At 71.6% G+C, this 23,628-nt stretch carries 22 protein-coding genes; 4 read left to right on the plus strand and 18 right to left on the minus strand.

The window, feature by feature from the left end:
* Nucleotides 1-97 precede the first annotated feature (97 nt).
* Together IEZ27_RS30450 and IEZ27_RS30455 are read left to right on the plus strand one after the other, a co-directional pair.
* On the plus strand, nt 98-976 hold the full coding sequence (locus IEZ27_RS30450) for a sensor histidine kinase (protein WP_189650393.1): 879 nt from the start codon (nt 98-100) through the stop codon (nt 974-976).
* A complete protein-coding gene (locus IEZ27_RS30455) occupies nt 954-1,592 on the plus strand; it encodes a response regulator (RefSeq protein WP_189650394.1) in 639 nt (212 codons plus the stop codon). The genes IEZ27_RS30450 and IEZ27_RS30455 overlap by 23 nt, the downstream gene beginning before the upstream one ends.
* Here IEZ27_RS30455 and glgB read toward each other — a convergent pair.
* From glgB to IEZ27_RS30540, 17 genes are read right to left on the minus strand one after another with little or no spacing between them, the layout of a single operon-like run.
* Nucleotides 1,575-3,464 (minus strand): 1,4-alpha-glucan branching protein GlgB, encoded by a 1,890-nt coding sequence (gene glgB / locus IEZ27_RS30460; RefSeq protein ID WP_189650395.1) that lies wholly within the window; start codon nt 3,462-3,464, stop codon nt 1,575-1,577. The two genes, IEZ27_RS30455 and glgB, sit on opposite strands and share 18 nt — an antisense overlap.
* A complete protein-coding gene (locus IEZ27_RS30465) occupies nt 3,464-5,446 on the minus strand; it encodes an alpha-1,4-glucan--maltose-1-phosphate maltosyltransferase (RefSeq protein WP_189650396.1) in 1,983 nt (660 codons plus the stop codon). The genes glgB and IEZ27_RS30465 overlap by 1 nt, the downstream gene beginning before the upstream one ends.
* Nucleotides 5,447-5,449: 3 nt before the next feature.
* The gene (locus tag IEZ27_RS30470) at nt 5,450-6,757 is read right to left on the minus strand and encodes a nucleotidyltransferase family protein (RefSeq protein ID WP_189650397.1); all 1,308 of its coding nucleotides are present in this window, start codon (nt 6,755-6,757) and stop codon (nt 5,450-5,452) included.
* Nucleotides 6,754-7,926, minus strand: a complete 1,173-nt coding sequence (locus tag IEZ27_RS30475; RefSeq protein ID WP_189650398.1) for a PP2C family protein-serine/threonine phosphatase — start codon at nt 7,924-7,926, stop codon at nt 6,754-6,756. Before IEZ27_RS30475 ends, IEZ27_RS30470 begins: the two co-directional genes overlap by 4 nt.
* A gap of 9 nt (nt 7,927-7,935) precedes the next feature.
* On the minus strand, nt 7,936-8,367 hold the full coding sequence (locus IEZ27_RS30480; protein WP_189650399.1) for an ATP-binding protein: 432 nt from the start codon (nt 8,365-8,367) through the stop codon (nt 7,936-7,938).
* Nucleotides 8,351-8,671 carry an STAS domain-containing protein gene (locus IEZ27_RS30485; protein ID WP_189650400.1) on the minus strand — a complete coding sequence of 107 codons (321 nt, stop codon included), beginning with the start codon at nt 8,669-8,671 and terminating at the stop codon, nt 8,351-8,353. The genes IEZ27_RS30480 and IEZ27_RS30485 overlap by 17 nt, the downstream gene beginning before the upstream one ends.
* 19 nt (nt 8,672-8,690) lie before the next feature.
* Entirely contained in the window at nt 8,691-10,823 is a 2,133-nt protein-coding gene (gene glgX / locus IEZ27_RS30490; RefSeq protein WP_229824489.1) for a glycogen debranching protein GlgX, read from the minus strand.
* Entirely contained in the window at nt 10,820-11,179 is a 360-nt protein-coding gene (locus tag IEZ27_RS30495; protein WP_189650401.1) for an STAS domain-containing protein, read from the minus strand. Before IEZ27_RS30495 ends, glgX begins: the two co-directional genes overlap by 4 nt.
* A gap of 11 nt (nt 11,180-11,190) precedes the next feature.
* Nucleotides 11,191-12,993: an AGE family epimerase/isomerase gene (locus tag IEZ27_RS30500; protein WP_189650402.1), complete on the minus strand. Its 1,803-nt coding sequence runs from the start codon at nt 12,991-12,993 to the stop codon at nt 11,191-11,193.
* Nucleotides 12,994-13,001: 8 nt separating this feature from the next.
* On the minus strand, nt 13,002-13,601 hold the full coding sequence (locus IEZ27_RS30505; RefSeq protein ID WP_189650403.1) for a DJ-1/PfpI family protein: 600 nt from the start codon (nt 13,599-13,601) through the stop codon (nt 13,002-13,004).
* On the minus strand, nt 13,598-15,241 hold the full coding sequence (locus IEZ27_RS30510) for a thiamine pyrophosphate-binding protein (protein ID WP_189650404.1): 1,644 nt from the start codon (nt 15,239-15,241) through the stop codon (nt 13,598-13,600). Before IEZ27_RS30510 ends, IEZ27_RS30505 begins: the two co-directional genes overlap by 4 nt.
* Before the next feature lie 9 nt (nt 15,242-15,250).
* Complete coding sequence (locus tag IEZ27_RS30515) at nt 15,251-16,078, minus strand: type 1 glutamine amidotransferase domain-containing protein (protein ID WP_125638068.1); 828 nt, start codon at nt 16,076-16,078, stop codon at nt 15,251-15,253.
* Nucleotides 16,075-16,776 (minus strand): EthD domain-containing protein, encoded by a 702-nt coding sequence (locus IEZ27_RS30520; protein WP_125638069.1) that lies wholly within the window; start codon nt 16,774-16,776, stop codon nt 16,075-16,077. The genes IEZ27_RS30515 and IEZ27_RS30520 overlap by 4 nt, the downstream gene beginning before the upstream one ends.
* A complete protein-coding gene (locus tag IEZ27_RS30525) occupies nt 16,773-18,380 on the minus strand; it encodes a GMC family oxidoreductase (protein WP_189650405.1) in 1,608 nt (535 codons plus the stop codon). The genes IEZ27_RS30520 and IEZ27_RS30525 overlap by 4 nt, the downstream gene beginning before the upstream one ends.
* Before the next feature lie 6 nt (nt 18,381-18,386).
* The gene (locus IEZ27_RS30530) at nt 18,387-19,916 is read right to left on the minus strand and encodes a GMC family oxidoreductase (RefSeq protein WP_189650406.1); all 1,530 of its coding nucleotides are present in this window, start codon (nt 19,914-19,916) and stop codon (nt 18,387-18,389) included.
* Nucleotides 19,913-20,221 (minus strand): Nif11 family protein, encoded by a 309-nt coding sequence (locus IEZ27_RS30535; RefSeq protein WP_125638072.1) that lies wholly within the window; start codon nt 20,219-20,221, stop codon nt 19,913-19,915. The genes IEZ27_RS30530 and IEZ27_RS30535 overlap by 4 nt, the downstream gene beginning before the upstream one ends.
* Complete coding sequence (locus tag IEZ27_RS30540; RefSeq protein ID WP_221762374.1) at nt 20,218-20,463, minus strand: hypothetical protein; 246 nt, start codon at nt 20,461-20,463, stop codon at nt 20,218-20,220. The genes IEZ27_RS30535 and IEZ27_RS30540 overlap by 4 nt, the downstream gene beginning before the upstream one ends.
* Before the next feature lie 283 nt (nt 20,464-20,746).
* On the opposite strand from IEZ27_RS30540, the gene IEZ27_RS30545 reads away from it, so the two are divergent.
* Both IEZ27_RS30545 and IEZ27_RS30550 read left to right on the plus strand, forming a co-directional pair.
* Nucleotides 20,747-21,127 (plus strand): MerR family transcriptional regulator, encoded by a 381-nt coding sequence (locus IEZ27_RS30545; RefSeq protein ID WP_125638074.1) that lies wholly within the window; start codon nt 20,747-20,749, stop codon nt 21,125-21,127.
* Entirely contained in the window at nt 21,124-22,371 is a 1,248-nt protein-coding gene (locus IEZ27_RS30550) for an MFS transporter (RefSeq protein ID WP_189650407.1), read from the plus strand. Before IEZ27_RS30545 ends, IEZ27_RS30550 begins: the two co-directional genes overlap by 4 nt.
* A 59-nt stretch (nt 22,372-22,430) precedes the next feature.
* On the opposite strand, the gene IEZ27_RS30555 is transcribed toward IEZ27_RS30550, so the two are convergent.
* The gene (locus IEZ27_RS30555; RefSeq protein WP_189650408.1) at nt 22,431-23,516 is read right to left on the minus strand and encodes a ligand-binding sensor domain-containing protein; all 1,086 of its coding nucleotides are present in this window, start codon (nt 23,514-23,516) and stop codon (nt 22,431-22,433) included.
* Nucleotides 23,517-23,628 lie beyond the last annotated feature (112 nt).

Here is a 23,628-nt window from a genome sequence, read left to right on the forward strand (position 1 = left end):
GAGTGCACTCTTGCGTCCGCCGGAATCATGTGATCATATGATGCGGGGATCTGCGCCGGTGACAGAGTAAGGCGACACACACTACGGGGGATGACCAGTGCAGTGCAACATCCAGCCCACGGTTGTGATAGCCGAGCGGATCGAGGCTCATAAGGCGGCGATCTTGGCACAGCTGTGCGGCGAAATTGAAGAATCAACTTCCGGGGCCGTTCCGGAAGGATGCGCGGAGTTGGCGGAAGAGATACTCGACCTGATCGTCGCCCGCCTCAGGGCCGGTACGGCGCAGGCCCCGGCGGCATTGTTCGCGCCTCCGGCGGCCGACGGCGACGAACGGGAATGGCGGCGTATCGCGCGTGATCTGCATGACCGGGTGGGGCATGAGATCAGTGTGGCGAGCCGGCAGCTGGAGCTCGCCGAAATTGGTCACGCACGCGGCGGAGCCGGTTTCCCTGTGCACATCAAGGAGGCGAAGGCGGCCCTCCTCAGAGCACACCAGGAAATCCGTGACGTCATATCCGACCTGCGTGTTCACGCCCATTGGCCGGGAATGGAACGAGCTCTCCAGCGGCTCATGACAACCATTGTGGACCCGCGGCTCGCATATCGGATAACCCTTATCGGCGATGTCGACGACTTACCCGGCCGTATTCGGGACGAGTTATTCCTGATATTGCGCGAAGCCATTACCAACAGTATCTCCCATGCCGGTGCCGATCTGCTCGAAGTATGCGTCAAGGTGGCCCACGACCGGATCACGGCGATAGTGCGGGACAATGGCCGGGGTTTCTCGGGCTGGCGTGCGAAACATGGGAACGGCCTGACCTCAATGCGCGAGCGAGCGGTCGCTCTGGGCGGCCTGGTGACCATCGAGAGCACCCCCGGGAAGGGCACCGAGGTCGTCTTCCGTGCCTCCGTCCGGGCGGTCCGGGAAGAGCGGCCGAAGGAAACAGCGGATGCGAAGAGAAGGCAGCATTGACGTCCTGATCGCCGACGACCACACGATCCTGCGGGAGACGCTCAAGCAGACGCTGGAGCTGGAGCCCGACCTCTGTGTCGTCGCCACCGCGGGGGACGCGCGCGCGACGGTGACGTCGGCCGAGGCGCTGCGGCCGGACGTCGTGGTGCTCGACGTCGAGATGCCCGGCGACGGCGTCGTACGCACCACCAAGCACATCCACCGGGTCTCGCCCCGCTCCCGCGTCATCGTGCTGAGCATGTACGACGATCCGGTGCTCGTGCAGGAGCTCATCGCCCACGGTGTGCGCGGCTACCTCCTCAAGAGCGTCGGGCGGGAGGAACTGGTGCAGGCCATCCGCGGCGTGTGCGCCGACGCCGAGCGGGTGGTCCTGTCGGTCTCGCGCGAGAGCCTGATGATGTCCCGGCGGCCGCGCGCCGGCAAACTGTCCGAGCGGGAGCTGAGCGTGTTGTCCCTGGCCGCCCAGGGCCTCAGCAACGCCCAGATCGGCACCCGGCTGATGATCGCCGAGGGCACCGTCAAGCGTCACCTGCGCAACATCTTCACCAAGCTCGACGCCACCTCCCGCCTCGACGCGGTGAACAAGGCCATGGCCGCCTCACTGCTGACGCTCTGACACCTCCTCCGCGGGGGCCAGCCAGAGCGTCGCCAGCGGCGGCAGCAGCACCTCGGCGACGCCGTACCCGCCGGTGACCGTGCCCAGGTTGCCCAGGTTCCCTCCGCCGTAGCAGGCGGCGTCGGTGTTGAGCACCTCCTGCCAGCGCCCGCCGGAGGGGAGCGCGAGCCGGTGCCCGTGGCGCGGCACCGGCGACAGGTTGCTCACGCACACCAGCGGCGCCCCCCACCGGTCCCGGCGCACGAAGGAGTAGACGTTGGAGTCGGCGTCGTCGGCGTCGATCCAGGTGAAGCCGTCCGGGGAGCAGTCCAGCCGCCACAGGGCGGGAGTGGCGGCGTAGTGCCGGTTCAGGTCCCTGACCAGGTCGCGCACACCCTTGTGCCGGGGGTCGCGCAGCAGCGCCCAGTCCAGCTCGCGATCGTGGGACCACTCGCTCTCCTGCGCGAACTCCTGGCCCATGAACAGCAGCTTCTTGCCCGGATGCGCCCACATGAAGGCCAGGTACGCGCGCAGGTTCGCCAGCCGCTGCCAGTCGTCGCCCGGCATCTTGCCGGCCAGCGAGCCCTTGCCGTGCACCAGCTCGTCATGGCTGAGAGGCAGCAGGAAGTCCTCCGCGTACGCGTACGTCAGCCCGAACGTCAGCGCGTGGTGGTGGTGCCGCCGGTGCACCGGGTCCTGCCGCATGTAGCCGAGCGTGTCGTGCATCCAGCCCATGTTCCACTTGAAGTCGAACCCCAGCCCCCCGGCGGCCGGCGGCCGGGTCACCCCCTCCCACGCGGTGGACTCCTCGGCGATCGTCAGCACGCCGGGGCAGCGCCGGTGCACGGTGTCGTTCAGCTCCCGCAGGAACGAGATCGCCTCCAGGTGCTCCCTGCCGCCGTGGGCGTTGGGCCGCCAGGAGCCCTCCGGGCGCGAGTAGTCCAGGTAGAGCATCGAGGCGACGGCGTCCACGCGCAGGGCGTCGACGTGGAACTCCTCGCACCAGTACAGCGCGTTGGCGATGAGGAAGTTGCGCACCTCGGCGCGGCCCAGGTCGAAGGTGAGGGTGCCCCAGTCGGGATGCTCGCCGCGCAGCGGGTCGGGGTGCTCGTACAGCGGGCCGCCGTCGAAGCGGGCCAGCGCCCAGTCGTCCCGGGGGAAGTGCGCCGGCACCCAGTCCAGAATCACCCCGATCCCGGCCAGGTGCAGCGCCTCGACCAGGGCGCGGAAGTCGTCCGGGGTGCCGTAGCGGGAACTCGGCGCGTAGTAGGAGGAGATCTGGTAGCCCCACGAGCCGCCGAAGGGGTGCTCGGCCACCGGCATCAGCTCCACGTGGGTGAAGCCCATGCCGCGCACGTACCCGGGAAGCTGTTCGGCCAGGTCGCGGTAGGTCAGGCCGCGCCGCCAGGAGCCGAGGTGCAGCTCGTACACGCTCATCGGCGCCTCGCGGGCCGGGCCCTCGCCGCGCGCCGCCAGCCACGCGCCGTCGCGCCAGCGGTGCCGGGAGGTGAACACCACCGACGCCGTACGCGGCGGGTGCTCGGCCGCCAGCGCCAGCGGGTCGGCCTTGCGCAGGGTACGGCCGTCCGACCCGGTGATCTCGTACATGTACCGGCAGCCGTCGCCGGCCCCCGGCACGAACAGCTCCCACAGCCCGCCGCCGGGCACCCGGCGCAGAGCATGCCCCGCGCCGTCCCAGCCGTTGAGGTCGCCCACCAGGCGCACCTCCCGCGCCCCCGGCGCCCACACCGCGAACGAGACGCCCGCCACGCCCCCCACGGTACGGGTCCGCCCGCCCAGCGCCCGCCACAGCTGCTCGTGCCTGCCCTCGCCGATGAGGTGCAGGTCCAGCTCGCCCAGCGCGGACGGGACGTCCCCGGCCAGAACGCCCATCACCCCTCCACCGTCAGGATGTGGGCGGGCTGCCACGACGGGTCCAGCCGCACGTAGTTGCGCGCCCCCCACTGGTAGACCTCGCCGGTCAGCTCGTCGCGCACCCGGAAGGAGGGGCCGAGGTCGGGCAGGTCGAGCGTCACCGTGGCCTGCCGCGGGCGGTGCGGGTCGAGGTTGACCACCACGATCACGGTGTCCTCGCCGGCCTGCTTGGAGAAGCAGAGCACGGCCTCGTCGTCGGCGTGGTGGAAACGCAGGTTGCGCAGCAGGCGCAGCGCCGGATGGCGGCGCCTGATCCGGTTCAGTGTGGTCAGGAAGGGCGCCAGCGTGCCGCCCGCCGACCAGTCACGCGGCCGGTACTGGTACTTCTCCGAGTCCTTGTACTCCTCGCTGCCGGGCGCGGCCGGCTCGCCTTCGCACAGCTCGAACCCGGCGTACACGCCCCACGTGGGCGAGGCCGTCGCGGCCAGCGCGGCCCGCACCCGGAAGGCGGCCGGCCCGCCCTCCTGAAGGTAGGCGTGCAGGATGTCGGGCGTGTTGACGAACAGGTTCGGCCGCATGTACGCCGCCGCCTCCCCGGCCAGCTCGCCCAGGTAGCTCTCCAGCTCCGGCTTGGCGTTGCGCCAGGTGAAGTAGGTGTAGGACTGCTGGAAGCCGACGGCGGCCAGCGTGTGCATGATGGCCGGGCGGGTGAACGCCTCGGCCAGGAACACCACGTCCGGGTCGGTGCGGTTGATCTCGGCGATCAGGCGTTCCCAGAAGAAGACCGGCTTGGTGTGCGGGTTGTCCACACGGAAGATCCGCACCCCGTGGCTCATCCAGTGCCGCAACACCCGCAGCGACTCGGCCAGCACGCCGCCGGGGTCGGCGTCGAAGCAGATGGGGTAGATGTCCTGGTACTTCTTGGGCGGGTTCTCGGCGTAGGCGATGCTGCCGTCGGGGCGGTGCTCGAACCACCGCGGGTGCTCCCGTACCCACGGGTGGTCGGGCGAGCACTGCAGGGCGAAGTCCAGCGCCACCTCCAGGCCCAGCTCGCCGGCCCTGGCCACGAAGGCGTCGAAGTCCTCGATCGTCCCGAGGTCGGGGTGGACGGCGTCGTGCCCGCCGGCGGCCGAGCCGATCGCCCACGGCGAGCCGGGGTCGTGCGGCCCGGCGATCGGCGAGTTGCCCGGCCCTTTGCGGTTGGTCCGGCCGATGGGGTGGATCGGCGGCAGGTAGACCACGTCGAAGCCCATCGCGGCGACGGCGGGCAGGCGTTCGGCCGCGGTGCGGAAGGTGCCCGAGCGCGGCGGGTGACAGCCGGTGGGGTCGATCACCGCGCCCTCGGAACGGGGGAAGAACTCGTACCAGGCGCCGTGCAGCGCCCGCTCGCGCTCCACCAGCAGCGGCAGCTCCTCCCCGGCCGTCACGTGGTCGCGCAGCGGCCGGCGGGCCAGCGTCCGCAACACCGGCTCGGCCAGCGCGATCGCCAGCCGCGCCTCGGGCTCCAGTTCGCCGTCGCGCAGCGTCGCGGCGGCCACGCGCAGCAGCCGGGCGTCGGCGGGCGGCACCTCGGGCTGGGCGGCGGCCCTGGTCAGCAGGCGGGCGCCGGCCTCCATCGTCACGGCCACGTCCATCGCGGCCGGGATCTTCACCTCCGCCACGTGCAGCCAGGTCGCGACCGGGTCGCTCCACGCCTCCACCCGGAAGGTCCACTCGCCCTCCCGGTGCGCCGACACCTCGGCCGCGTACCGGTCGGAGCCGGCCGACAGGGCCGCCATCGGGATCCACGCGGCCTGCTTGCCGTCGGGGTCGGTGAGCACGACGTTCGCGCCCACCACGCCGTGCCCCTCCCGGAACAGCGTCGCCGACACCTCGAACGGCTCACCCGGCACCGCGTGCGCGGGCCGGCGGCCGCCCGCGACGACGGGCCGTACGCCCACGATGGGCACGCGGCCCGCGGCGATCTCGGAGATCTCGGTCAACACCAGCGTCTCAGTCATGTCTCACGCGTCCTGAAGGTCGGCGATGGTCTTGAGCGAGGTGCCGGCGGCGGCCTCGCAGTGCGCCGGCACGGTCAGCCCCGGGTACACCGTCACCCCGGACAACCGCACCCCGGCCTGCACCGTCACTTCGTTGCCCAGCGCGCTGTAGCCGCTCAGCACGGTCACGCAGTCCACGAACGACTCCACCGTGGCCATCGTCCCGACGTGGGTGTCGGTGAGCCGCGCCCACGGCCCGATGATCGCCCCGTCCAGGCAGGCCACCCGCTGCAGGCGGCACCCGGTGTGCAGGTCCACGCCGTCGCCGATCGCGGAGTCGGAGACGACCACGCCCGGGCCGATCTCGACGTCCCGGCCGATGTGCACGTTCGGCCCGATCCTGACCAGCCCCGCGCTGATCTTCTCGGCCAGCGTCATCCCCGACGTCGCGTCCCGCTGCCGCAACGACGACTCGTGGATGCGCACGTTGCCCGGGTACGCCGGCCGCATGCCCTTGAGCACGTGCGGGTAGCCGCCGCTCAGCGCGTCGGTGAGCGTGTCGAGGTAGTCGCGCGGGTTGCCCAGGTCGCCCAGCTTGGCGATGGGCGCGATGCCGACCCGGTGTCCCGCCTCCACCAGCCACGGGAGCAGGTCGTGCCCCCAGTCGAGCCGGTGGCGGGCCAGCGCCGCCAGCGCCGGCTCCCCGGCCAGCTTCCGCAGCCGCCCGCAGTCGATCAGGTAGAGCCCGGCGTTGACCGGCACCCGGGCCGGGTCGGCGGCCAGGGCGTGCACCTCGGCCAGTGGCGGCTTCTCCACGAAACGCCGGATCCGGCCGGAGGCGTCGGTGAGCATGGTGCCGTACTTGCCCGCGACGTCCTCGGCCGGTCGCTCGACCACGGCCACGGTGACGACCGCGTCGCTGTCCCGGTGGCGGCGTACCAGCTCGGCCAGGTCGAACTCGAACAGCGAGTCGGTCGGGAAGACCAGCGCCAGCCCGTCCAGCTCCCAGTAGTCCAGGCTGCTCAGCGTCGCCTCGCCGGAGCCGGTGTTGGTCCAGTCCATCCGGGGCCGCGAGTAGCGCACCCGCACGTCCAGCCCCTCGCCGTGCCCCAGGACGTCCTTGGCCTGGTAGCGGTTCTCCCGGCCGTTGGCGATCAGATAGAAGTCGCTGACCCCCTGGTCGCGCAGGGCCATGATCTGCCATTCGATGACCGGCCGTCCGGCGAAGCAGACCGTGGCCTTGCTCCGCAGGTGGCCGGGGGCCTCCAGGGTGAGCGGCCGGGCCCGCAGGCCCTGTCCGCCCGCCAGTGCGATTCCAGCGATCTCGTTCATTGTCCGTACTTCCCCGTGGGTGTCCTACGTAGGGCGATCATGGTGATGTCGTCGAACTGCTCGGCGGACCCGATGTGCGCGCTGATCTCCCGTTCGAGCCTGTCCAGCAGGTCGTCCGCCCCGCTGGCGGGCTGCGAGACGAGGGTCAGCATGAGCTCCTCGCTGAAGAAGCGGCCGGACTCGTCCCTGGCCTCGGGCACGCCGTCGGTGTAGGCGAACAGCAGGTCCCCCTGGTCCAGGTGGGCCCTGCCGACCTCGAAGACGGAGTCGGGCACCAGCCCCAGCGCCGGTCCGGTGGGAGGCAGCAGGGTGTGGCCGCCGCCCGCGTGGCGGATGATGGGCGGGTTGTGCCCGCAGTTGATGTAGATGAGCGCGCCGGTGACCGGGTCGAGCACGCCGAAGAACAGCGTGGCGAAGTAGCCCTGGCGCAGGTGGTTGGCGGTCAGGTAGTCGTTGGTCGCGATCACCGCGCGCAGCAGCGGCGCGGTGTCGTCGGAGTCGGCGACGGCGTCGCCGGTCTCCACGTGGGCGGCGGTGTGCCGCAGCAGGGTCCTGATCAAGGCCATGAACAGGGCGGCGCCGACGCCCTTGTCGCACACGTCGGCCACGACCAGCCCGATCCGCGCCCCGCCGAGCAGCTCCAGGGCGTCGTAGAAGTCCCCCGCGACCTCCCTGGCCGGCTGGAACCGGACGGTGAGCTGCCACCCGGCGCGGGCGGGCAGCGCGTCGGGCAGGAAGCCCGCCTGGATCTCCCGCCCGATCTGCAGCTCCCGCTCGTACTTCAGCAGCGCCTCCTCCTCGGCGCCGGGAAAACGGCCGAACACCTGTCCCGCCCGCAGCCTGCGGTGCAGCAGCTCCGGGACGAAGGGCGGGACGATGTAGTCCAGGCCGGCCAGCACATGCGGTTCGAGCTGGCGCAGGTCGCCGTCGGTGAACGCGACCACCACCGGAGGCCGCGCGCCGGCCTGGACGACCCGCGTCACCTCGCGCACGACCTCCACGTCGAGGCTCGCGTTCACCAGCAGCAGACCGGTGGGCGGAGGCGCCTCGGCCAGCAGTTGTTCGGGGGTGCGCCTGGCCACGGGAGCGCCGTCGGCGGCCAGCAGCAGGCACAGCTCTTCCGCTGCTGGTGATGGGCCACTGACGACGAGGGTCACCTCCGCATCCATCCGTACCTCCTAGACGCGGTTCATGATGATGGTCGTCTGGTTACGACCCGAGACGTACTCGTAGCGGATCTGGTCGGCGACCGTACGGGCCAGGTAGACACCCAGCCCGCCCGGCTCGCGCTCGCCCAGCGGCCGTTCCAGGTCGGGAACGGCCTCGTAGGCGGTCGGGTCGAACGGCGGGGCCGAGTCGACCAGGCGCAGCCACACCCGCCCCGGCTCCACCCCGCCGGTCAGCTCCACCTCGCCCGGCCGGTCACGATGGCCGTGGGTGATGATGTTGACGATGAGCTCCTCGGCGGCCAGCCGCAGCCAGTGGGCGCGGGTACGGGTCAGGCCGCCCATCGCGCTCAGCGTCTGCACGTAGTCCACCAGTTCGTCCAGCGCCTCGGGTTCGGCGGGCAGACTGATCCGGTCCATCGCCTGCCTATTCGGGGATCGCATCGCTGAAGTCCACGCTGTGGTGGAAGCCGACCAGCCGGATGGTCTGCTCGATGGCGTCGTTGGCGCCCACCAGGACGATGCGCACGTCGTCGGCCAGCTTCTGCCGGGCGAACACCAGGCCGCGCAGCCCCGCCGAGGACATGTAGCTGAGCTCGGACATCTCCAGCACCAGCAGCTCGGCGGCGGCCTCGGCCGCGCGCTCCACCTCCCTCCTGAAGGTCTCGGCGGTCAGGGCGTCCAGCTCGCCCTCCAGCTTGATCAGGGCGGTGCTGCCGTCGTGGGTCAGGATCGCGTTGAACGACATGGGTTCTCCTCCATGGATTTCAGGGATGGGCGCGGCCGACCAGCGCGACCGCGGCCCGCGGGCCGACGACGATCCGCCGCTGGTCGGCCAGCGGCGGCTCCTGGCCCGGTGTGTGGACGTCATCGGGGGCGGCGGCGCCGGTGTCGGCGAACAGGTGCCACACCGCGCCGTCCGGCAGGTCGGGCAGCTCCAGCTCCCGCGCCTCCCAGTGGGCGTTGGCGGCCAGGTAGAGGTGCTCGGGGCCGCCGCCGGCCGCCGTGCCGCTGCGCAGCATCGCCACCAGCGCGCTGCCCTCCGACCAGTCGGGCTCGCCGGCCCGCTCGCCGTGCCAGGACACCTGCGGCAGCCCGCCGGCGCCCTCGTCGCCGCACGGGTGGCGGCGGTCGCGCACCAACGGGTGCGCCGCGCGGAAGGCCACGCACTCGCGGACGAAGCGCAGCAGGTCGCCGTTCTGCCCGGCCAGGCTCCAGTCGAACCACGACAGCGGCCCGTCGTGGCAGTAGGCGTTGTTGTTGCCCTGCTGGCCGCGGCCGACCTCGTCGCCGGCCAGGATCATCGGGATGCCCTGGCTGAGCAGGAGCAGCAGCAGCGCGTTCCTGGCCTGCCGCCCGCGCAGCGCCAGCACCTCCGGGTCGTCGGTCGGGCCCTCCGCGCCGCAGTTCCAGCTCAGGTTGTCGTCGTTGCCGTCGCGGTTGTCCTCGCCGTTGGCCTCGTTGTGCTTGCCGTCGTACGCGAACAGGTCCGCCAGCGTGAACCCGTCGTGGCAGGTGACGAAGTTGACCGAGGCGAGCGTGCCGCGGGAGGCGTACAGGTCGGGGGAGCCGACCAGCCGGGTGGCCAGCTCGCCGGCCGAGCCCGGGTCGCCCTTCAGGAAGCGGCGCAGCGCGTCGCGGTAGCGGCCGTTCCACTCCGACCAGCGCTGGTATCCCGGGAAGGAGCCCACCTGGTAGAGGCCGCCGGCGTCCCACGCCTCGGCGATCAGCAGGCAGTCGCGCAGCAGCGGGTCGTGCGCCAGCGTCTCGATCAGCGGCGGGTTGGCCAGCGGCGCGCCGTCCTGGCCGCGGTCGAGGATCGCCGCCAGGTCGAAGCGGAAGCCGTCGATGTGGTACTCGCCGGCCCAGTAACGCAGGCAGTCGAGCACGTAGTCGCGCACCACCGGGTGGTTGCAGTTGAAGGTGTTCCCGGTGCCGCTGAAGTTGTAGTAGTAGCCCTCCGGCGTGAGCATGTAGTACGTGCCGTTGTCCAGGCCGCGGAAGTGGATCGTGGGGCCGTTCTCGTTGCCCTCGGCCGTGTGGTTGAAGACCACGTCCAGCACCACCGCGATCCCGGCCCGGTGCAGCTCCTTGACCAGGTTCTTGAACTCGTCGGCCTGCATCCCGTACCTGCCGGTGGCCGCGTAGCCGGCCTTGGGCGCGAAGAAGCCCAGCGTCGAGTAGCCCCAGAAGTTGTACAGGCGCTCGCCGGTGACCGGGTTGACGCGGCTCATGTCGAACTCGTCGAACTCGAAGACCGGCATCAGCTCCACGCAGTTGACGCCGAGCTCCTTCAGGTACGGGATCTTCTCGATCAGCCCCGCGTACGTGCCCGGCGCCGCCACCCCCGAGGACGGGTCGGCGGTGAAGCCGCGTACGTGCAGCTCGTAGACGACCAGGTCCTCCGGCGCGATCCGCAGCGGCCGGTCGTCCTCCCAGTCGAAGTCGCCGGCCGCCAGCACCGACCGGTACGGGTAGGGATCGTCCCAGTCCACCTCGGCGCCCCACACGTCCCGGCCCGACATGGCCGTGGCGTACGGGTCGGCCAGGATCTTGGCCGGGTCGAACCGGTCGCCGGGGGCCGGGTTCTCCGGGCCGGTGACGCGGTAGCCGTACTCGACGCCCTCGTGGTCGAGGCCGAACACGGTCATGGCCCACACGCCGCCGATCCGGTACTCACCGGGGAAGGGCAGCTCGGCGAACGGCTCCCGCTCGCCGTGCCGGAACAGCACGAGCGAGACCGCGCTCGCGCCGCTGGAGTAGACCGAGAAGTTCACCCCGCCGGGCACCAGCGTGGCGCCGAACGGCATCGGATGGCCCGCCCGCACCCCGAACCCGGCCAGCTCGGCCGTCGGGAAGGAGTCGATCCTGCCGGGCACGCCCTGCGTCTCGACGCTCACGTGGCCTCCTCCCTGGGTTCGGCGGCGCGGACGATCTCCAGCCCGTCCGCCACGCAGTCGGCGACGATGAAGAAACGCAGGAACCCGGTCGCCGCCATCACCCCGCGCAGCTCGGCCGACAGGCCGACCAGGGCGATGAAGCTGTCCACGGTCCGCGCCCGCCGGTAGACCAGCAACATCGTGCGCAGGCCCGCGCTGGACAGGTAGCTGACGCCGGTCAGGTCGAGCAGCACCGGCCGGCTGTCCGGCAGCAGCGACAGGATGCGCTCCTGCGCGGCCGGCGCCGACCTGCTGTCGAGCTGGCCGGTGAGCCCGATCACGGTGACCGGGCCGATCGTGTCCGTCGTGATCTCCATGGTCGGCACGCTCACTCCTGCACCGGCGTCAGCGTCACCTTGACGCGCAGGGCCTCCGACGAGACCGGCAGCTCCACGGTCATCGCCACCGGGTCCAGCACCTCGTACGGCTTGCCGTCCACCTCGGCCTCGGTGAGCAGCACCCGCCCGGGCGGCAGCAGGTCGGGCGCGACGCGCAGGATGCGCTCGGCGTCGGGGCCCGGCTTGAAGTGCAGCGTGAGCGGCTGCCGCGTGACCAGCAGCCGCGTGTAGACGGTCGCCAGGAAGCACAGCTCGGAGGAGTGGTACATGCTCATCGAGTGGCTGCCCTTGAACCGCTCGGTCCCGAGCAGGTACGGCAGGCCGTTGGCCAGCACGTTGAAGTAGACCGCGCCCTCGTCGTGGTCGAGGAAGAAGGCGTTGTAGAACCCGGCCGCCTGGCGCGCCTGCTCCAGATGGTCGGCGCCGCCCAGCTCCCCGGCGATGATCAGGTACGCCAGGATCGCCTGCTCCTGCTGCCACCACGCCTTGCGGTCGTGCCAGGCGAAGCGGTACCACTCCTGGCCCTCGGCCAGGTGCCGCTCGACGACGTCGTACCAGCCGCCGCGCTGCTGGTCGCTGCCGATCGCGGGCATCGTGCGGGCCAGGTGCTCGGCCAGCTCCTGGTAGGCGTCCTTGGGGCGGACGCCGTGCATGCGCATGAGGTTCCAGGCGATCTTCAGGTTGTGCCCGACGACCGCGCGGTCCTGCTGCCAGCTGTGGGCCAGGTCGTGGCTCCAGTCGTCGTGGAAACGCTCGTTGACGAACGGGCTCGACGGCTCGGGGAAGTGCTCGACGATGGTGTCGAACGTGCGCTCCAGCATCTCCAGGTGGCGCTCGTCGCCGGTGGCCAGGTAGTAGTTGATCAGGTAGGCCGGGGCGTGGTCGCCGACGGAGTTCCAGTTCTTGCGCGACTGGTTCGGCCCGAGCGAGTCGTGGTGCGGGTTGAGCAGGATCGGGTCGACGTGCGAGTAGTAGCCGCCGCGCCGGTGGTCGCGGAAGAACTTCTCGAACAGCCGCAGCGTGGCGTCCACGTCGGAGGCGATGCGCTTGTCGCCGGTCACCCGGTAGGTCTGGGTCGGGCCGGCCAGGGCGTAGATCTGCTCGTACATCGGGATGGCGTCGTAGTCGTCGCCGAACTCCGAGGTGAACAACTTCTTCTCGTGCTCGCCCTCGACCTTGATGCCGTGGTACCAGTACACGACGTCGTTCTCGGGGTCCACGAAGCGCATGTGCTCGCGCAGGTAGCGGGTGCCCCGCTCGGCCACCTCCAGGTAGGCGTCGTCGCCGGTCAGCATGTACGCCGAGGCCATGCCGTAGACCAGGCGCGAGATCGTGTCGGTCTCCTGTACGTGGCTGGCGGTCTTGTCGCCGCCCAGGCGCAGGATCGTCCGGTAGTCGCGGAAGTCCACCGGCCCCTGCCCGAACTGGGCGCGCCGGTAGAACGCGGCGATCTCGTCGAGCTGGTTGATCCACCAGTCGGGCTGCTCGAAGCGGTACTCGCCGGAGCCGCGGCCCAGGAAGATCAGGCGCTTGGCGGAGAAGACCGGCTCGGCGCCCTCGGGGTAGAAGATGCCGTAGGCGAACAGGTGGCGGCCCGGGGTGAGCATGTCGCGCAGGTGGTCGCCCGCGTCCACGTACGGCTCGCCCAGGTTGCGCAGCAGCTCGGCCGAGACCTCGCCGTCCAGGCGCACCTCGAACGTGCGGCCGTCGATGGTCGCCAGCCGGAAGGAGCCGGAGCCGGCGTCGAACCGTTCGACCCGCCCGGCCACGGTGTCCATGAAGGTGAAGTTCATTGGGGCTCCTACAACGTCTCGGCGAGCTGGCCGATGATGGTGTGGGCGAACAGATGGCAGTGGTACACGCTGCGCCCGGTGATGAGGTTGCCGTCGATGACCACGTCCTGGTCCACGTACTCGGCGCCCATGTTGCGGACGTCGCCCACGAGGTTGTTGTGCGCCACGACCTTGCGCCCGCGCATCGTCTCGGGAGCGGCCGCCATCAGCCACAGGCCGTGGCAGATCACGCCCGTGATGATCGACGGCTCCTCCAGCGCGCGCCGCACGAACGCCGTCGCCGGCGCCAGCCGGTTGACGTCGTCGGTGTAGCGCAGCCGGTCCGAGACGATGCCCGAGGGCACGATCACCGCCGCGTAGGAGCGCAGCTCGCGGTCGCTGATCCCCTCGAACCCGCGGTCCACGGTGAACGGCACCCGCCACTCGTGGCCGGTGAAGGTGATCGACTGCTGCCCCCACAGGCGCGTCATGAAGTGCACCTCGGCGCCGGCCTCGGCGAAGCGCCGCTCGTAGTAGAAGATCTCCGGCTCGACGTAGTCGCTCTCCATCAGGACGGCGATCTTGCGGCCGCTCAGCGCCGCGCCGGCCCGTGGCTCGATGCCGCTCACAATGGTCTCCCGGGTTCGGTGACGAGGTCGATGAGGAAGGGGCCGTCGTGGCCGAGCAGCCGCTCGACGGCCTCCTCGATCTGGTCGGCCTTCTCCACCCGCAGCCCGTCCACGCCGCAGCCCCTGGCCAGGTCGGTGAACTGGAGGTCGGGGTAGGAGAGGTCGAACGACCGAGGGAAACGGTGACCGGGGATGCCCCGGCCGCGCCAGTACTCCTCGATGTTGTTGTCCAGCAGCCGGTAGCTGTGGTTGTTGCAGATCACGAACTTGGCGGCGATGTCGTACCGGACGGCGGTGGCCAGGGCCTGGAAGGTGTACATGCTGCCGCCGTCGCCGGTGAAGCCGATCACCGTACGGTCCGGGTGGGCGAGCTTGGCGCCGATCGCCCCCGGGATGCCCACGCCGAGCGAGCCGCCGCGGGTCAGGAACCAGCTGCCCGGCCCGCGCGGCGGGAAGTACGCGCCGATCACGCCGGAGGCGGTCAGCCCCTCGTCGAAGACGATCACATCGTCGGGGGCCCGCGCGGCCAGCTCGCGCATGAACGTGTTGAGGATGGAGTCCTCGGCCGGCGCCGGGCGCGGCGGCTCGGCCGTCCGCCGGGCCAGCCGCGCCGCGGCCGCCTGCTTGCCGGCCCGGCCCATCGTGCCCTCCAGCTCGGCCGACAGCGCGGCCAGCGTGAGCCGGGGGTCGGCCACCAGGCCCAGCGTGACCGGATGGTTCTTGGCGATCTCGTACGAGTCCAGATCGATGTGCACGATCCGGGCGTCCTTGCCGAACGGGCTGGTCAGCGACGGGAACACCTCGGGGAACAGGTACGTGCCCACCACCAGCACGGCGTCGGCGTCCTTGACCGCGTCCGCGCTGACCTGGCCGAACATGTGGCCGAGCTGGCCCCGGAAGAGCGGGTGGCGGCCGTCCATGTTCGCCTCGGAGAACTCCACGCCCCACACGTCGGCGCCGAGCTGCTCGGCCACCCGGGTCAGCTCCGCCTGCGCGCCGGAGACCGACACGCCGTCGCCGGCCAGGATGATCGGGGAGCGGGCGCCGGACAGCAGCCCGGCGGCCTGGCGTACCAGCTCGGGGGCGGGCAGCACGGCGGTGTGCGGCACCAGCGACGGCTGGACCGGCTCGTGGTTGGGCTGGTCCAGCACGTCGAGCGGGAGCGCCACGAACACCGGGCCGCGCGGCGGCGTCATCGCCATCTTCACCGCCCGCCGCAGCACCCGCAGCACCGAGCCCGGGTCGATCACGCGCATGGCGTGCTTGGTGACGGGCCGGGCCATGGCCACGAGATCGGCGGCCATCTGGGCGTCCATCGCGTCGTAGCCGACGCCGGCCTCACCGGCGACGACGACCAGCGGGGAGTGCCCCCGCTTGGCCTGGTACAGCATGCCGATCGCGTTGCCCAGCCCCACGCCGCTGTGGAGCTGCAGGAGCGCCGGGCCGCCCGTGGCGCGGGCGTAGCCGTCGGCGATGCCGGCCGCCACCGTCTCCTGGAGGGTGAGGATGTAGTGGAAGTCCTCGAACCCCTCAAGCGCGTCGAGGAAGCCCTGCTCGACCGTCCCCGGGTTGCCGAACATGTACGTGATGCCGTCGCTGAGGAACTGCTCGATGATCGCGGTGTTGCCGTCCCTGGCCATGGCCCGCCATCACCAGCCGAAGCGGCGCAGGCCGCCCTCGAGCACTTCGACGATCTTCTGCCCGGTCAGGAACGAGTCGGGCGTGGAACGGCCGGTGACGAACGGGAAGTCCACGATGACCGAGGTCTCCCTGCCGAAGTTGCCGATGTAGCGCCCCTCGGGCCCGGTGGCGTCCCGCAGGATGTACTCCAGCGGGTACGGCGGCGGCCCCATGTTGAAGTCGGGCACGCCGAGGAACCCGGTGCCGTCCTTGTAGTCGTACTCCTTGCAGTGACCGGTGACGCGCTTGCCCCAGATGATGCTCTTGCGGTCCTCCCAGTCACGGGCGAAGGCCAGGCAGGCCACGCCGTAGCACTCGGCCGCCACCGGCTTGCCCGCCCGGGCGAACGCGAGCACGATCTCGTGCACCCGCTCGTTGTTGGCCAGGTCCACGATCGGCCCGCTGCCGCCGACGATCAGCACGGCGTCGTAGGGCACCAGCTCGGCCTCCAGCTTGGCGACCGCCCGGTGGTAGGACTCCAGCCGGCGCAGGTAGTCGGGGCTGCTGGTGTACGGGCGCTCGGGCGCCCACGCCGACAGGTTCAGCGGGTTGGCCAGGCGGCCGGACTCGTCCAGGTCGCGGGTCAGCTTGGCCACCTCGGGCGTGGTGACCGAGCGGCCGAGCGGCGGGTCGACGTAGTCGGGGTCCATGCTGGGCGGCAGGGCGTGCGGCTGCTTGCCGGTCGGCGTGGCGAACACGACGTCGTAGCCGCGCTCGTCGAAGGCCGACAGCGGGCCGACGAGCTCCTCCCCCCAGTAGCCGAACTCCGAGAGGATCACGAGAACGCGCTTGGTCATACCAACTCCCCAGGGATGATCCAGTTTTCCTTGCAGGTCATCGAGAACACGTGGGCCGGGTCGGCGATCGCCTCCAGCTCCGGCTTGACCCGGCGGGCGTGGTGGGCCGAGGACAGCGCGGCGCGCAGCGCGTCCACGTCGTCGAACCAGAGCTGGTCCACGCCGTCGAAGCCGGCCTCGCCGAAGGTGTACGCGCCGTCCACGGTGTGGCAGTGCAGGTGCCTGCGCAGGCCCGGCAGCCCGGCCACCGCGGCGGCGTAGGACTCCAGGGACTGCTTGCGGTAGGTGTCCAGCGGCAGGCCGGGGCGCCGCTTGATCAGCGTGGTGACCTTCACCCAGCTCTCGGGCCGGGGCTTGGGGCCGGGCACCAGCTCGTGGGCGACGGTGTCGACCACGATCGTCGACCAGAACGCCGCCCAGTTCGGCTCGTCCAGCCGGGCGCCCTGGAGGAACTCCTCGCTCTGCAGCGAGGCGAGCTGCTCCTCGGCGTTGCGCAGCCAGATCTCGGCGATGCCCTGGTGCGGCAGCGCCGGCCGGCCCACGTCGCCGTCGAACGGGATACGGGTGTCGACCAGGTACTGCCTGATCTGCTTGATCTTGCTGGCGAACTTCACCGCGTGCACGTTGACCCAGTAGTCCTGGAACTGCTGGGCGGTGAAGCCGGGCTTGGGAGCGCCGAAGATGAACTGGTGGATCATCGCGTAGCCTCCTGTCGGGCCGGGACGAAGTCCGCCGCGACGAACTCGGCCGCGCGCTCGCCGATCATCACGGTCGTGGTGTGGGGGTTGGCCGAGACGATCGTCGGCATGATCGAGGCGTCGGCGACGCGGAGCCCCTCGACGCCGCGGACCCGCAGCCGGGTGTCCACCACCGCGAGGCTGTCGGAGCCCATCTTGCAGGAGCCGGCGAAGTGGTAGTACGAGCCGACGTTCTCCGTCACCCAGGCGCTGAGCTGCTCGCGGGTGCGTACGTCGGGGCCGGGCGCGACCTCGGTCAGCCCCCAGTCGCGCCGGAAGGCCGAGCTGGCGTAGATGTCGCGGGCGATCTCGACCATCGTCACCGTTCGCTCCAGGTCCGAGCGCTCGCCGAAGTAGTTCGCGCTGACCCGCGGGTAGGCCGTCGGGTCGGTGCCGGCCAGCCGTACGCTGCCGCGTGACAGCGGGCGGACCAGCCCCGGCAGGGTGAGCACGATCTTCGGGTCGACCAGCTCGCGCACCGGAGTGAGCGGCTGCCCGGTCTCCACCCGCTTGATGACGTTGGCGAAGAACTGGTCGCCGAACGGCGCCCGGTGCACCAGGCAGATCTCCATGTCGGGCACCGGCAGCCCCGGCTCCGACCCCCAGAACAGCCCGACCTCGGTCACCTGGCCGCGCGGGTCGGGCGCCGCCTTGTCCATGTACCCGATCGGGCCGATGACCAGCGGGTGGTCGTGGAAGTTGGCGCCCACGCCGGGCAGGTCGGCGACCACCGGGATGCCGAGCGCGGCCAGCGACCCGGCCTTGCCGATCCCGGACAGCTGCAGCAGTTTGGGCGACTGGATCGCGCCCGCGCAGACGATCACCTCGTGCTCGGCCCTGACCGTGCGCAGCTCGCCGTCCTTCAGGTACTCCACGCCCACGCAGCGCTCGCCCTCGAACAGCAGCCGGGTGGCCAGCGCGCCCACCTCGACGCCGATGCGCTCCAGCGCCGGCTCCAGGTAGGCGGCACGCACGCCGCAGCGGGTGCCCTTGTCCACGTCGATGTCCACGTGGTGCCAGCTCACGCCGAAGCTGTCGGCGTTGAAGTCCTCGACCTGCGGGTAACCCAGCTCCACGCAGGCCTCGACGAACGTCTGCGAGACCGGGTTGCCCATGTCCCTGGCGTTGACGATCTTGATCGGGCCCTCGTGGCCGGCCGTGGGGTTGGTGGCGTCCCGCTGCCCCTCCATACGCCGGAAGTAGGGCAGGACGTCGGCGAAGGACCAGCCGGGGCAGCCGTCGTAGGCCCAGGCGTCGAAGTCCGCCGGACGGCCGCGCGTGTGGATCATGTGGTAGACGTTCGAGGTGCCGCCCAGGCCGCGGCCCGCCGCCGAGTAGACCTGGCGCCCGCCGAGCCCCGGCTGGGGCTCGCTCATGTACGCCCAGTCCAGCTCGGTCAGCAGCACCTCGTTCCACCGGCTGGGGTCCACGACCGCGTCGGTGATCTTCGTGTCGCCCGCCTCCAGGACCAGGACGCGGGCCCCCGGCAGCTCGCTCAGCCGGGCGGCCACGACCGATCCGGCCGTGCCGCCGCCCACGACGACGAAGTCGACGGTCTGTGTCATCTCAGCTCACCTCCGTGCCGATGCGGTGATCAGGTCGGCGGCCCGTTCGGCGATCATGATCGTGGCCGCGTTGGTGTTGCCCCGGGTGATGACCGGCATGACGGAGGCGTCGGCGACGCGCAGCCCGTCCACGCCGCGGACCCGCAGGTCCGGCTCGACGACCGCCTCGCCGTCGCGGCCCATCCGGCAGGTGCCGGCCGGGTGCCACACGGTCGAGGCGCTGGCCCGCACGTAGTCGGCCAGGCCGGCCGGGCTCGTGACATCAGGCCCGGGGGCCAGCTCCCGGCCGCGCAGGGAGTCGAAGGCCGCGTCCGAGACCAGCTCCCTGGCCAGGACGATGGCCTCGGTCAGCAGCCGCAGGTCGGCGGCGGCCTCCAGGTAGTGCGGGTCGATGAGCGGGCGCAGCGGGTCGCCGGGGCGCAGCCGTACCTCGCCTCTGCTCCGGGGTTGCAGCAGGATCGGCGCGAAGGTGAACCCCGGGCCGTCCGTCTTGTACCGGTCGTCGATGAACTGCACCGGGCCGAAGAAGAACTGCAGGTCCGGGGCGTCGCCGCCCAGGACGTTGGTGAACAGCCCCGCCTCGGACAGCAGCTCGGGGAAGGGCAGCTCGCGCAGGCTCTCGTACCCCACGCCGAACAGCACGTGGTCCTGGAGGTTGCCGCCCACGCCCGGCAGGTCGGCGACCACCTCGACGCCGTGCTCGCGCAGGTGCGCGGCCGGGCCGAGCCCCGAGCGCAGCAGCAGCGCCGGCGAGGCCAGCGCGCCGCAGGCCACGATGACCTCCTGCTCGGCCACGGCCCGGTGCGTACGCCCGTCCTTGACGTACTCCACGCCGCCGGCCCGGCCGCCCTCGACGGTCAGGCGGGTGACCACGGCGCCGGTCTCCAGCGTGAGGCCGGGCTCGCCCAGCACCGGGGCCAGGAACGCCTCGGACGCGCTGGACCGGCGGCCGTCCTTGTCCCGCGTGGACTGGTAGAAGAAGGCCAGCCCCTCCTGCCGCGGCCCGTTGTAGTCGCCGGTGCCGTCGGCGCGCCCGCGGGCGATCGCCGCCCGGACGAAGGCGCGCGAGGCGTCCGACGGCGAGCCGTAGTCGACCACCTTCAGCGGGCCGCCGCTGCCCCGGTACTCCTGCGAGCCGCCCGGGTAGTCCTCCGAGCGCCTGAAGTAGGGCAGCACCTCGTCGTAGGACCAGCCGTCGTTGCCGAGCGCGGCCCAGCCGTCGAAGTCGCGGCGGTTGCCCCGCACGTACATCATGGCGTTGACCGAGCTGCCGCCGCCCAGGAGGCGGCCCTGTGGGATGGGCACGACCCGGCCGCCGAGCTCCGGCTGCGGCGTGGTCGCGTAGTCCCACACGAACTCCGGCGAGCCCCACATCGAGGTCATGGACGGGATGTCGGTCCGGTGCACGCACTCGGCCGCGTCCGGCCCGCCGGCCTCCAGCAGCAGCACCCGGCAGCCCAGCGCGTCCAGCAGCCGCCTGGCCACGACGCACCCGGCGCTGCCCGCGCCCACCACGATGTAGTCGTAGGCGCTCACGACGGCTCCAGCAGCCGGGCCCGCTCCAGGGCGGGCAGCAGGTCGCCGACCAGGAACTCCAGATAGTGCTGGCCCCACATCGTCCGCCAGAGCGGGAAGGTGGAGTCGAAGGTGTCGCCGCGCAGGTCGGCCAGGCGCTCCTCCAGCTCCCACACCACGCCGTTGAAGTCGGCCTCGGTGAACGGCAGCCCGTGCTCGGCCGCGGCGGCGACGACCTCCGCCTTGCTCTTGGCCCGCAGCGACTCCAGCACGTCGGGACGCGAGCCCGCCAGGCGCAGGAACGCGATCAGGTTCGTCCCGCTCATGACACCGGCCGCCTCTCGTCGGCCGCGAACCCGCGCAGCTCCTCCTCGCCGAACCTGGACACCACGTGGTCGAGCAGGTAGTCCAGGTAACGCACGCCCCACATGTGCCGCCAGAGCGCGCTGTCGCCGTCGACGGTCTGGCCGTCCTTGGCGACGATGACCTCGATCTCCAGGGCCCCGACCACCGACACCAGCTCCTCCGCCGTGAAGCGGAAGCCCTCGTCGGATGCGTGGAACAACAATTGACTGAGATTTCTCGCGCTATACTCAGCGCGTCTTTGCGGATTCTCGCGCAGGTCGCCGAGGAATCTCACGAATTCGCTCTTCGCCATTGGCACCACCATTTCGTCCGGCGCTACGGGTGAATCATGTTCGGCGCTCGGAAAACGCGTCAACGCGCGACCGGGCGCGGACCGGGCCGTATGGAGGTAGCCGGTCCCATTCCGTCAAGTCCGGGGCCGCATTCACCGGGATTCATCCGTACGCACTTGACTTTGATCGCGCTCAAAGGGCGACAATGATCGTATGGATCAGAGCCTGACGATCGCGGAAGTCGCAGCCGAGACCGGCCTCAGCGCCCACGCGCTGCGCTATTACGAGAAGGCCGGCCTGATGCGGGAGACGCCCCCGCGCGGTGGCAACGGGCACCGCCGCTACACCGAGCGTGATCTGGCCTGGATCAGGTTCCTGACCAGGCTGCGCGGCACCGGGATGTCCATCGCCGACGTCCGCCGCTACGCCGAGCTCGTCCGCGCGGGCGAGAGCACGACGGCCGAGCGCAAGCAGATCCTGCTCACCCACCGCGAGGAGGTGGCCAAGCGCATCGCCCAGCTCAAGGACGACCTGGCCGCCATCGACTACAAGATCGACATCTACGAGAAGCTTGAGGAGAAGTACCAGCTGTGACCGCGCCGGCGCGGCGGGACAGCGAGCCCGGCCAGGCGTCCTTCGGCCCCCGCTTCGTCACGGCGGTCTCGGTCGGCTCGCTGCTGAACCCGATCAACTCCTCGATCATCGCCATCGCGCTCGTGCCCATCGCCCACCATTTCGGCGTGGGCGCCGACGCCACCTCCTGGCTGGTGTCGGCCCTGTACCTGGCCACGGCGATCGGCCAGCCGGTGCTGGGCCGGCTGGCCGACCGGCTCGGCCCGCGCCGGATCTACCTGGCCGGGCTGGTCACGGTCGCCGCCGGCGGGCTGCTCGGCTACTGGGCGCCGACCCTCGGCCTGCTCGTGGTCGCCCGCGTGGTGATCGGCCTCGGCACCTCGGCCGCCTACCCGGCCGCCATGAGCATGGTCCGCCGCAGGTCGCAGCGGTCCGGCGGGTCCGCCCCCGCCTCGGTCATGGGCGCGCTGGCCATGGCCGGGCAGGTCAGCATGGTGCTCGGGCCGCCGCTCGGCGGGCTGCTCGACGCGCTCGGCGGCTGGCGCTGGATCTTCCTGGTCAACCTGCCGATGGCCGTGGCCGGGGTGGTCTCGGCGTTGTTGTGGCTGCCGCGCGACGAACCGTACGAGCAGGACGGCGCGGGCGGCGGCGGCAGCCTGCGCGACCTGGCCCGCAACCGGCCGCTCCTGGTGACGTACCTGCGCAACGCGGTGACGTTCATGGCCACCTACGGCTTCCTCTACGGCTGGACGCAGTGGCTGGAGCAGGGCAGGGGGCTGACGGCGGCGGTCGCCGGGCTGCTGCTGATGCCCACCTCGGCCGTGGGGGCGGTGGTCTCGGGGCTGGCGGCGCGGGCCGACCAGGCACGCTGGATGTTGCCGGCCGGCGCCGCGGCCCTGCTGGCGGGCTGCGCGTGGTTGCCCGCGCTCGACGGCGGGGCGTCCATCCTGTCGTTGTGCCTGCTCAGCGCGCTCTTCGGGGTGCAGAACGGGCTCAACATCGTAGGCAACCAGGCCGCGATGTACCGCCAGGCGCCGCCGGACCGGATCGGCATGGCCGCGGGCCTGCTGCGTACCTCCCAGTACGCCGGGGCGATCTGCTCGGCGCTGCTCATCAGCCTGACCTACGGCGAACGCGCCACCGACGAGGGGCTGCACCGGCTGGGCGTGGTCCTGACGGCGGCCTCGGCGCTGCTGCTGGCCGGCACCCTCGTGGCGGCGGTCCGTACGGGCGGGCGGCGGACACGCGTGAGCGGGCGGAGGTAGACGCGCGTGGGCGGGGAGGGGCCTGCCGCCTCTCCCCGCCCGGGTCCGCGCCGGCCCGCTCAGCGGGGGCCGATCAGCTCACTGATCGCGAACCCCGTCAGGTTGGTCACGTTGGCGCCGCCCACCGACAGGATCGTGGACGTGCCGGGGACGCGGTCCACGGCGTACGAGCCCACGTACCCGGCCGACGGGCGGGACGGGCCGCTGACCTTGCTCCACGAGGTGCCGTCGAAGTACAGGTAGGCGGGCGCGGTGGTGCCGCCGCCGCTCGGGATCACCAGGTGGCCCTCGCCGTCGCCGCTGATGCTCGCGTAGCCGTTGCCCGGGTCGCCGGGCAACGCCGAGACGGTCCACCGGGTGCCGTCGTAGCGGGAGATCGCCGGGGTGGCGGGCCGGTTGGGGCGCGGCTGGTAGCCGCTGACCCAGATCCGGCCGGGGCCCTCGACGTAGACGCCCCGGGGGCTGAGGCCCGGCCTGCCGAGGGAGCGCAGGGCCGTGCCGTCCCACAGGACGACGCCGTTCTCGGCGGCGAAGACGATCTGGTCGCCGCCGTCCACGGCGCGCAGCAGGCCCAGGTTCTCGGTACGCGGGTAGACGGTCCAGACGCCCTGGCGCAGGCGCAGGATGTCGGTGCCGCCGGAGCTCTTGAACCTGATCGACCAGAGCGAGCCGTCCTTGGTGGCGGCGATCGGGCCGTTCCACTCGTCGCCGGGCAGCGGGGGCGTCCAGCCGGGCGGCGGCGGGATCTCCGACCAGACCGAGCCGTTCCAGTACGCCGAGCGCGGCCAGGAGACGTCGGCGATGCTCCGGCTGCCGGTCACGTACACCTTGTCCGGCGCCACGGCGGCCACGCAGCACGGGCTGGGCACGTCGTACCCGGCGGTGAGCGGCAGCCTGGTCCAGGTGGAGCCGTCCCAGCGCAGCACGGAGGTGTCCGGCGAGCCGTCGTAGCCGCGCCAGCCGACGGCGAAGGCGTTGTTCGCGTCGAGCACGTCGACGTTCCAGAGGGTGGTCGGGTCGCCGGGTGGGTCCACGGCCCGGAAGGAGGGGGCGAGGAGGGCCTGGGCGGGCGCGGCCGCCGCCAGCGCGGCGGTGACGGCCAGGGCGGCGGCGGAGGCGCGGAGGATGCCACGGAAACGGGTCATGTCTTCTCCTGTCGGCTCGGTTCCTGCGGGTCGGGGCTCCGGGGCACGAAAGCGGGCGGGTACAGGGAGGTGGACGGGGGACCGCGGGCATGAGAAAGCGGGCCGGTCCGCA

Source organism: Nonomuraea spiralis, assembly GCF_014648435.1.
GTDB classification, from domain to species: Bacteria; Actinomycetota; Actinomycetes; order Streptosporangiales; family Streptosporangiaceae; genus Nonomuraea; species Nonomuraea spiralis.

What these genes read in the sequence shown, in the direction of transcription:
- IEZ27_RS30455 (WP_189650394.1), top strand. Translation starts at nt 954, where the DNA reads ATGCGAAGAGAAGGCAGCATTGACGTCCTGATCGCCGACGACCACACG.
- glgB (WP_189650395.1), bottom strand. Translation starts at nt 3,464, where the DNA reads ATGGGCGTTCTGGCCGGGGACGTCCCGTCCGCGCTGGGCGAGCTGGAC.
- IEZ27_RS30465 (WP_189650396.1), bottom strand. Translation starts at nt 5,446, where the DNA reads ATGACTGAGACGCTGGTGTTGACCGAGATCTCCGAGATCGCCGCGGGC.
- IEZ27_RS30470 (WP_189650397.1), bottom strand. Translation starts at nt 6,757, where the DNA reads ATGAACGAGATCGCTGGAATCGCACTGGCGGGCGGACAGGGCCTGCGG.
- IEZ27_RS30475 (WP_189650398.1), bottom strand. Translation starts at nt 7,926, where the DNA reads ATGGATGCGGAGGTGACCCTCGTCGTCAGTGGCCCATCACCAGCAGCG.
- IEZ27_RS30480 (WP_189650399.1), bottom strand. Translation starts at nt 8,367, where the DNA reads ATGCGATCCCCGAATAGGCAGGCGATGGACCGGATCAGTCTGCCCGCC.
- IEZ27_RS30485 (WP_189650400.1), bottom strand. Translation starts at nt 8,671, where the DNA reads ATGTCGTTCAACGCGATCCTGACCCACGACGGCAGCACCGCCCTGATC.
- IEZ27_RS30495 (WP_189650401.1), bottom strand. Translation starts at nt 11,179, where the DNA reads ATGGAGATCACGACGGACACGATCGGCCCGGTCACCGTGATCGGGCTC.
- IEZ27_RS30500 (WP_189650402.1), bottom strand. Translation starts at nt 12,993, where the DNA reads ATGAACTTCACCTTCATGGACACCGTGGCCGGGCGGGTCGAACGGTTC.
- IEZ27_RS30510 (WP_189650404.1), bottom strand. Translation starts at nt 15,241, where the DNA reads ATGGCCAGGGACGGCAACACCGCGATCATCGAGCAGTTCCTCAGCGAC.
- IEZ27_RS30515 (WP_125638068.1), bottom strand. Translation starts at nt 16,078, where the DNA reads ATGACCAAGCGCGTTCTCGTGATCCTCTCGGAGTTCGGCTACTGGGGG.
- IEZ27_RS30520 (WP_125638069.1), bottom strand. Translation starts at nt 16,776, where the DNA reads ATGATCCACCAGTTCATCTTCGGCGCTCCCAAGCCCGGCTTCACCGCC.
- IEZ27_RS30525 (WP_189650405.1), bottom strand. Translation starts at nt 18,380, where the DNA reads ATGACACAGACCGTCGACTTCGTCGTCGTGGGCGGCGGCACGGCCGGA.
- IEZ27_RS30535 (WP_125638072.1), bottom strand. Translation starts at nt 20,221, where the DNA reads ATGAGCGGGACGAACCTGATCGCGTTCCTGCGCCTGGCGGGCTCGCGT.
- IEZ27_RS30545 (WP_125638074.1), top strand. Translation starts at nt 20,747, where the DNA reads ATGGATCAGAGCCTGACGATCGCGGAAGTCGCAGCCGAGACCGGCCTC.
- IEZ27_RS30555 (WP_189650408.1), bottom strand. Translation starts at nt 23,516, where the DNA reads ATGACCCGTTTCCGTGGCATCCTCCGCGCCTCCGCCGCCGCCCTGGCC.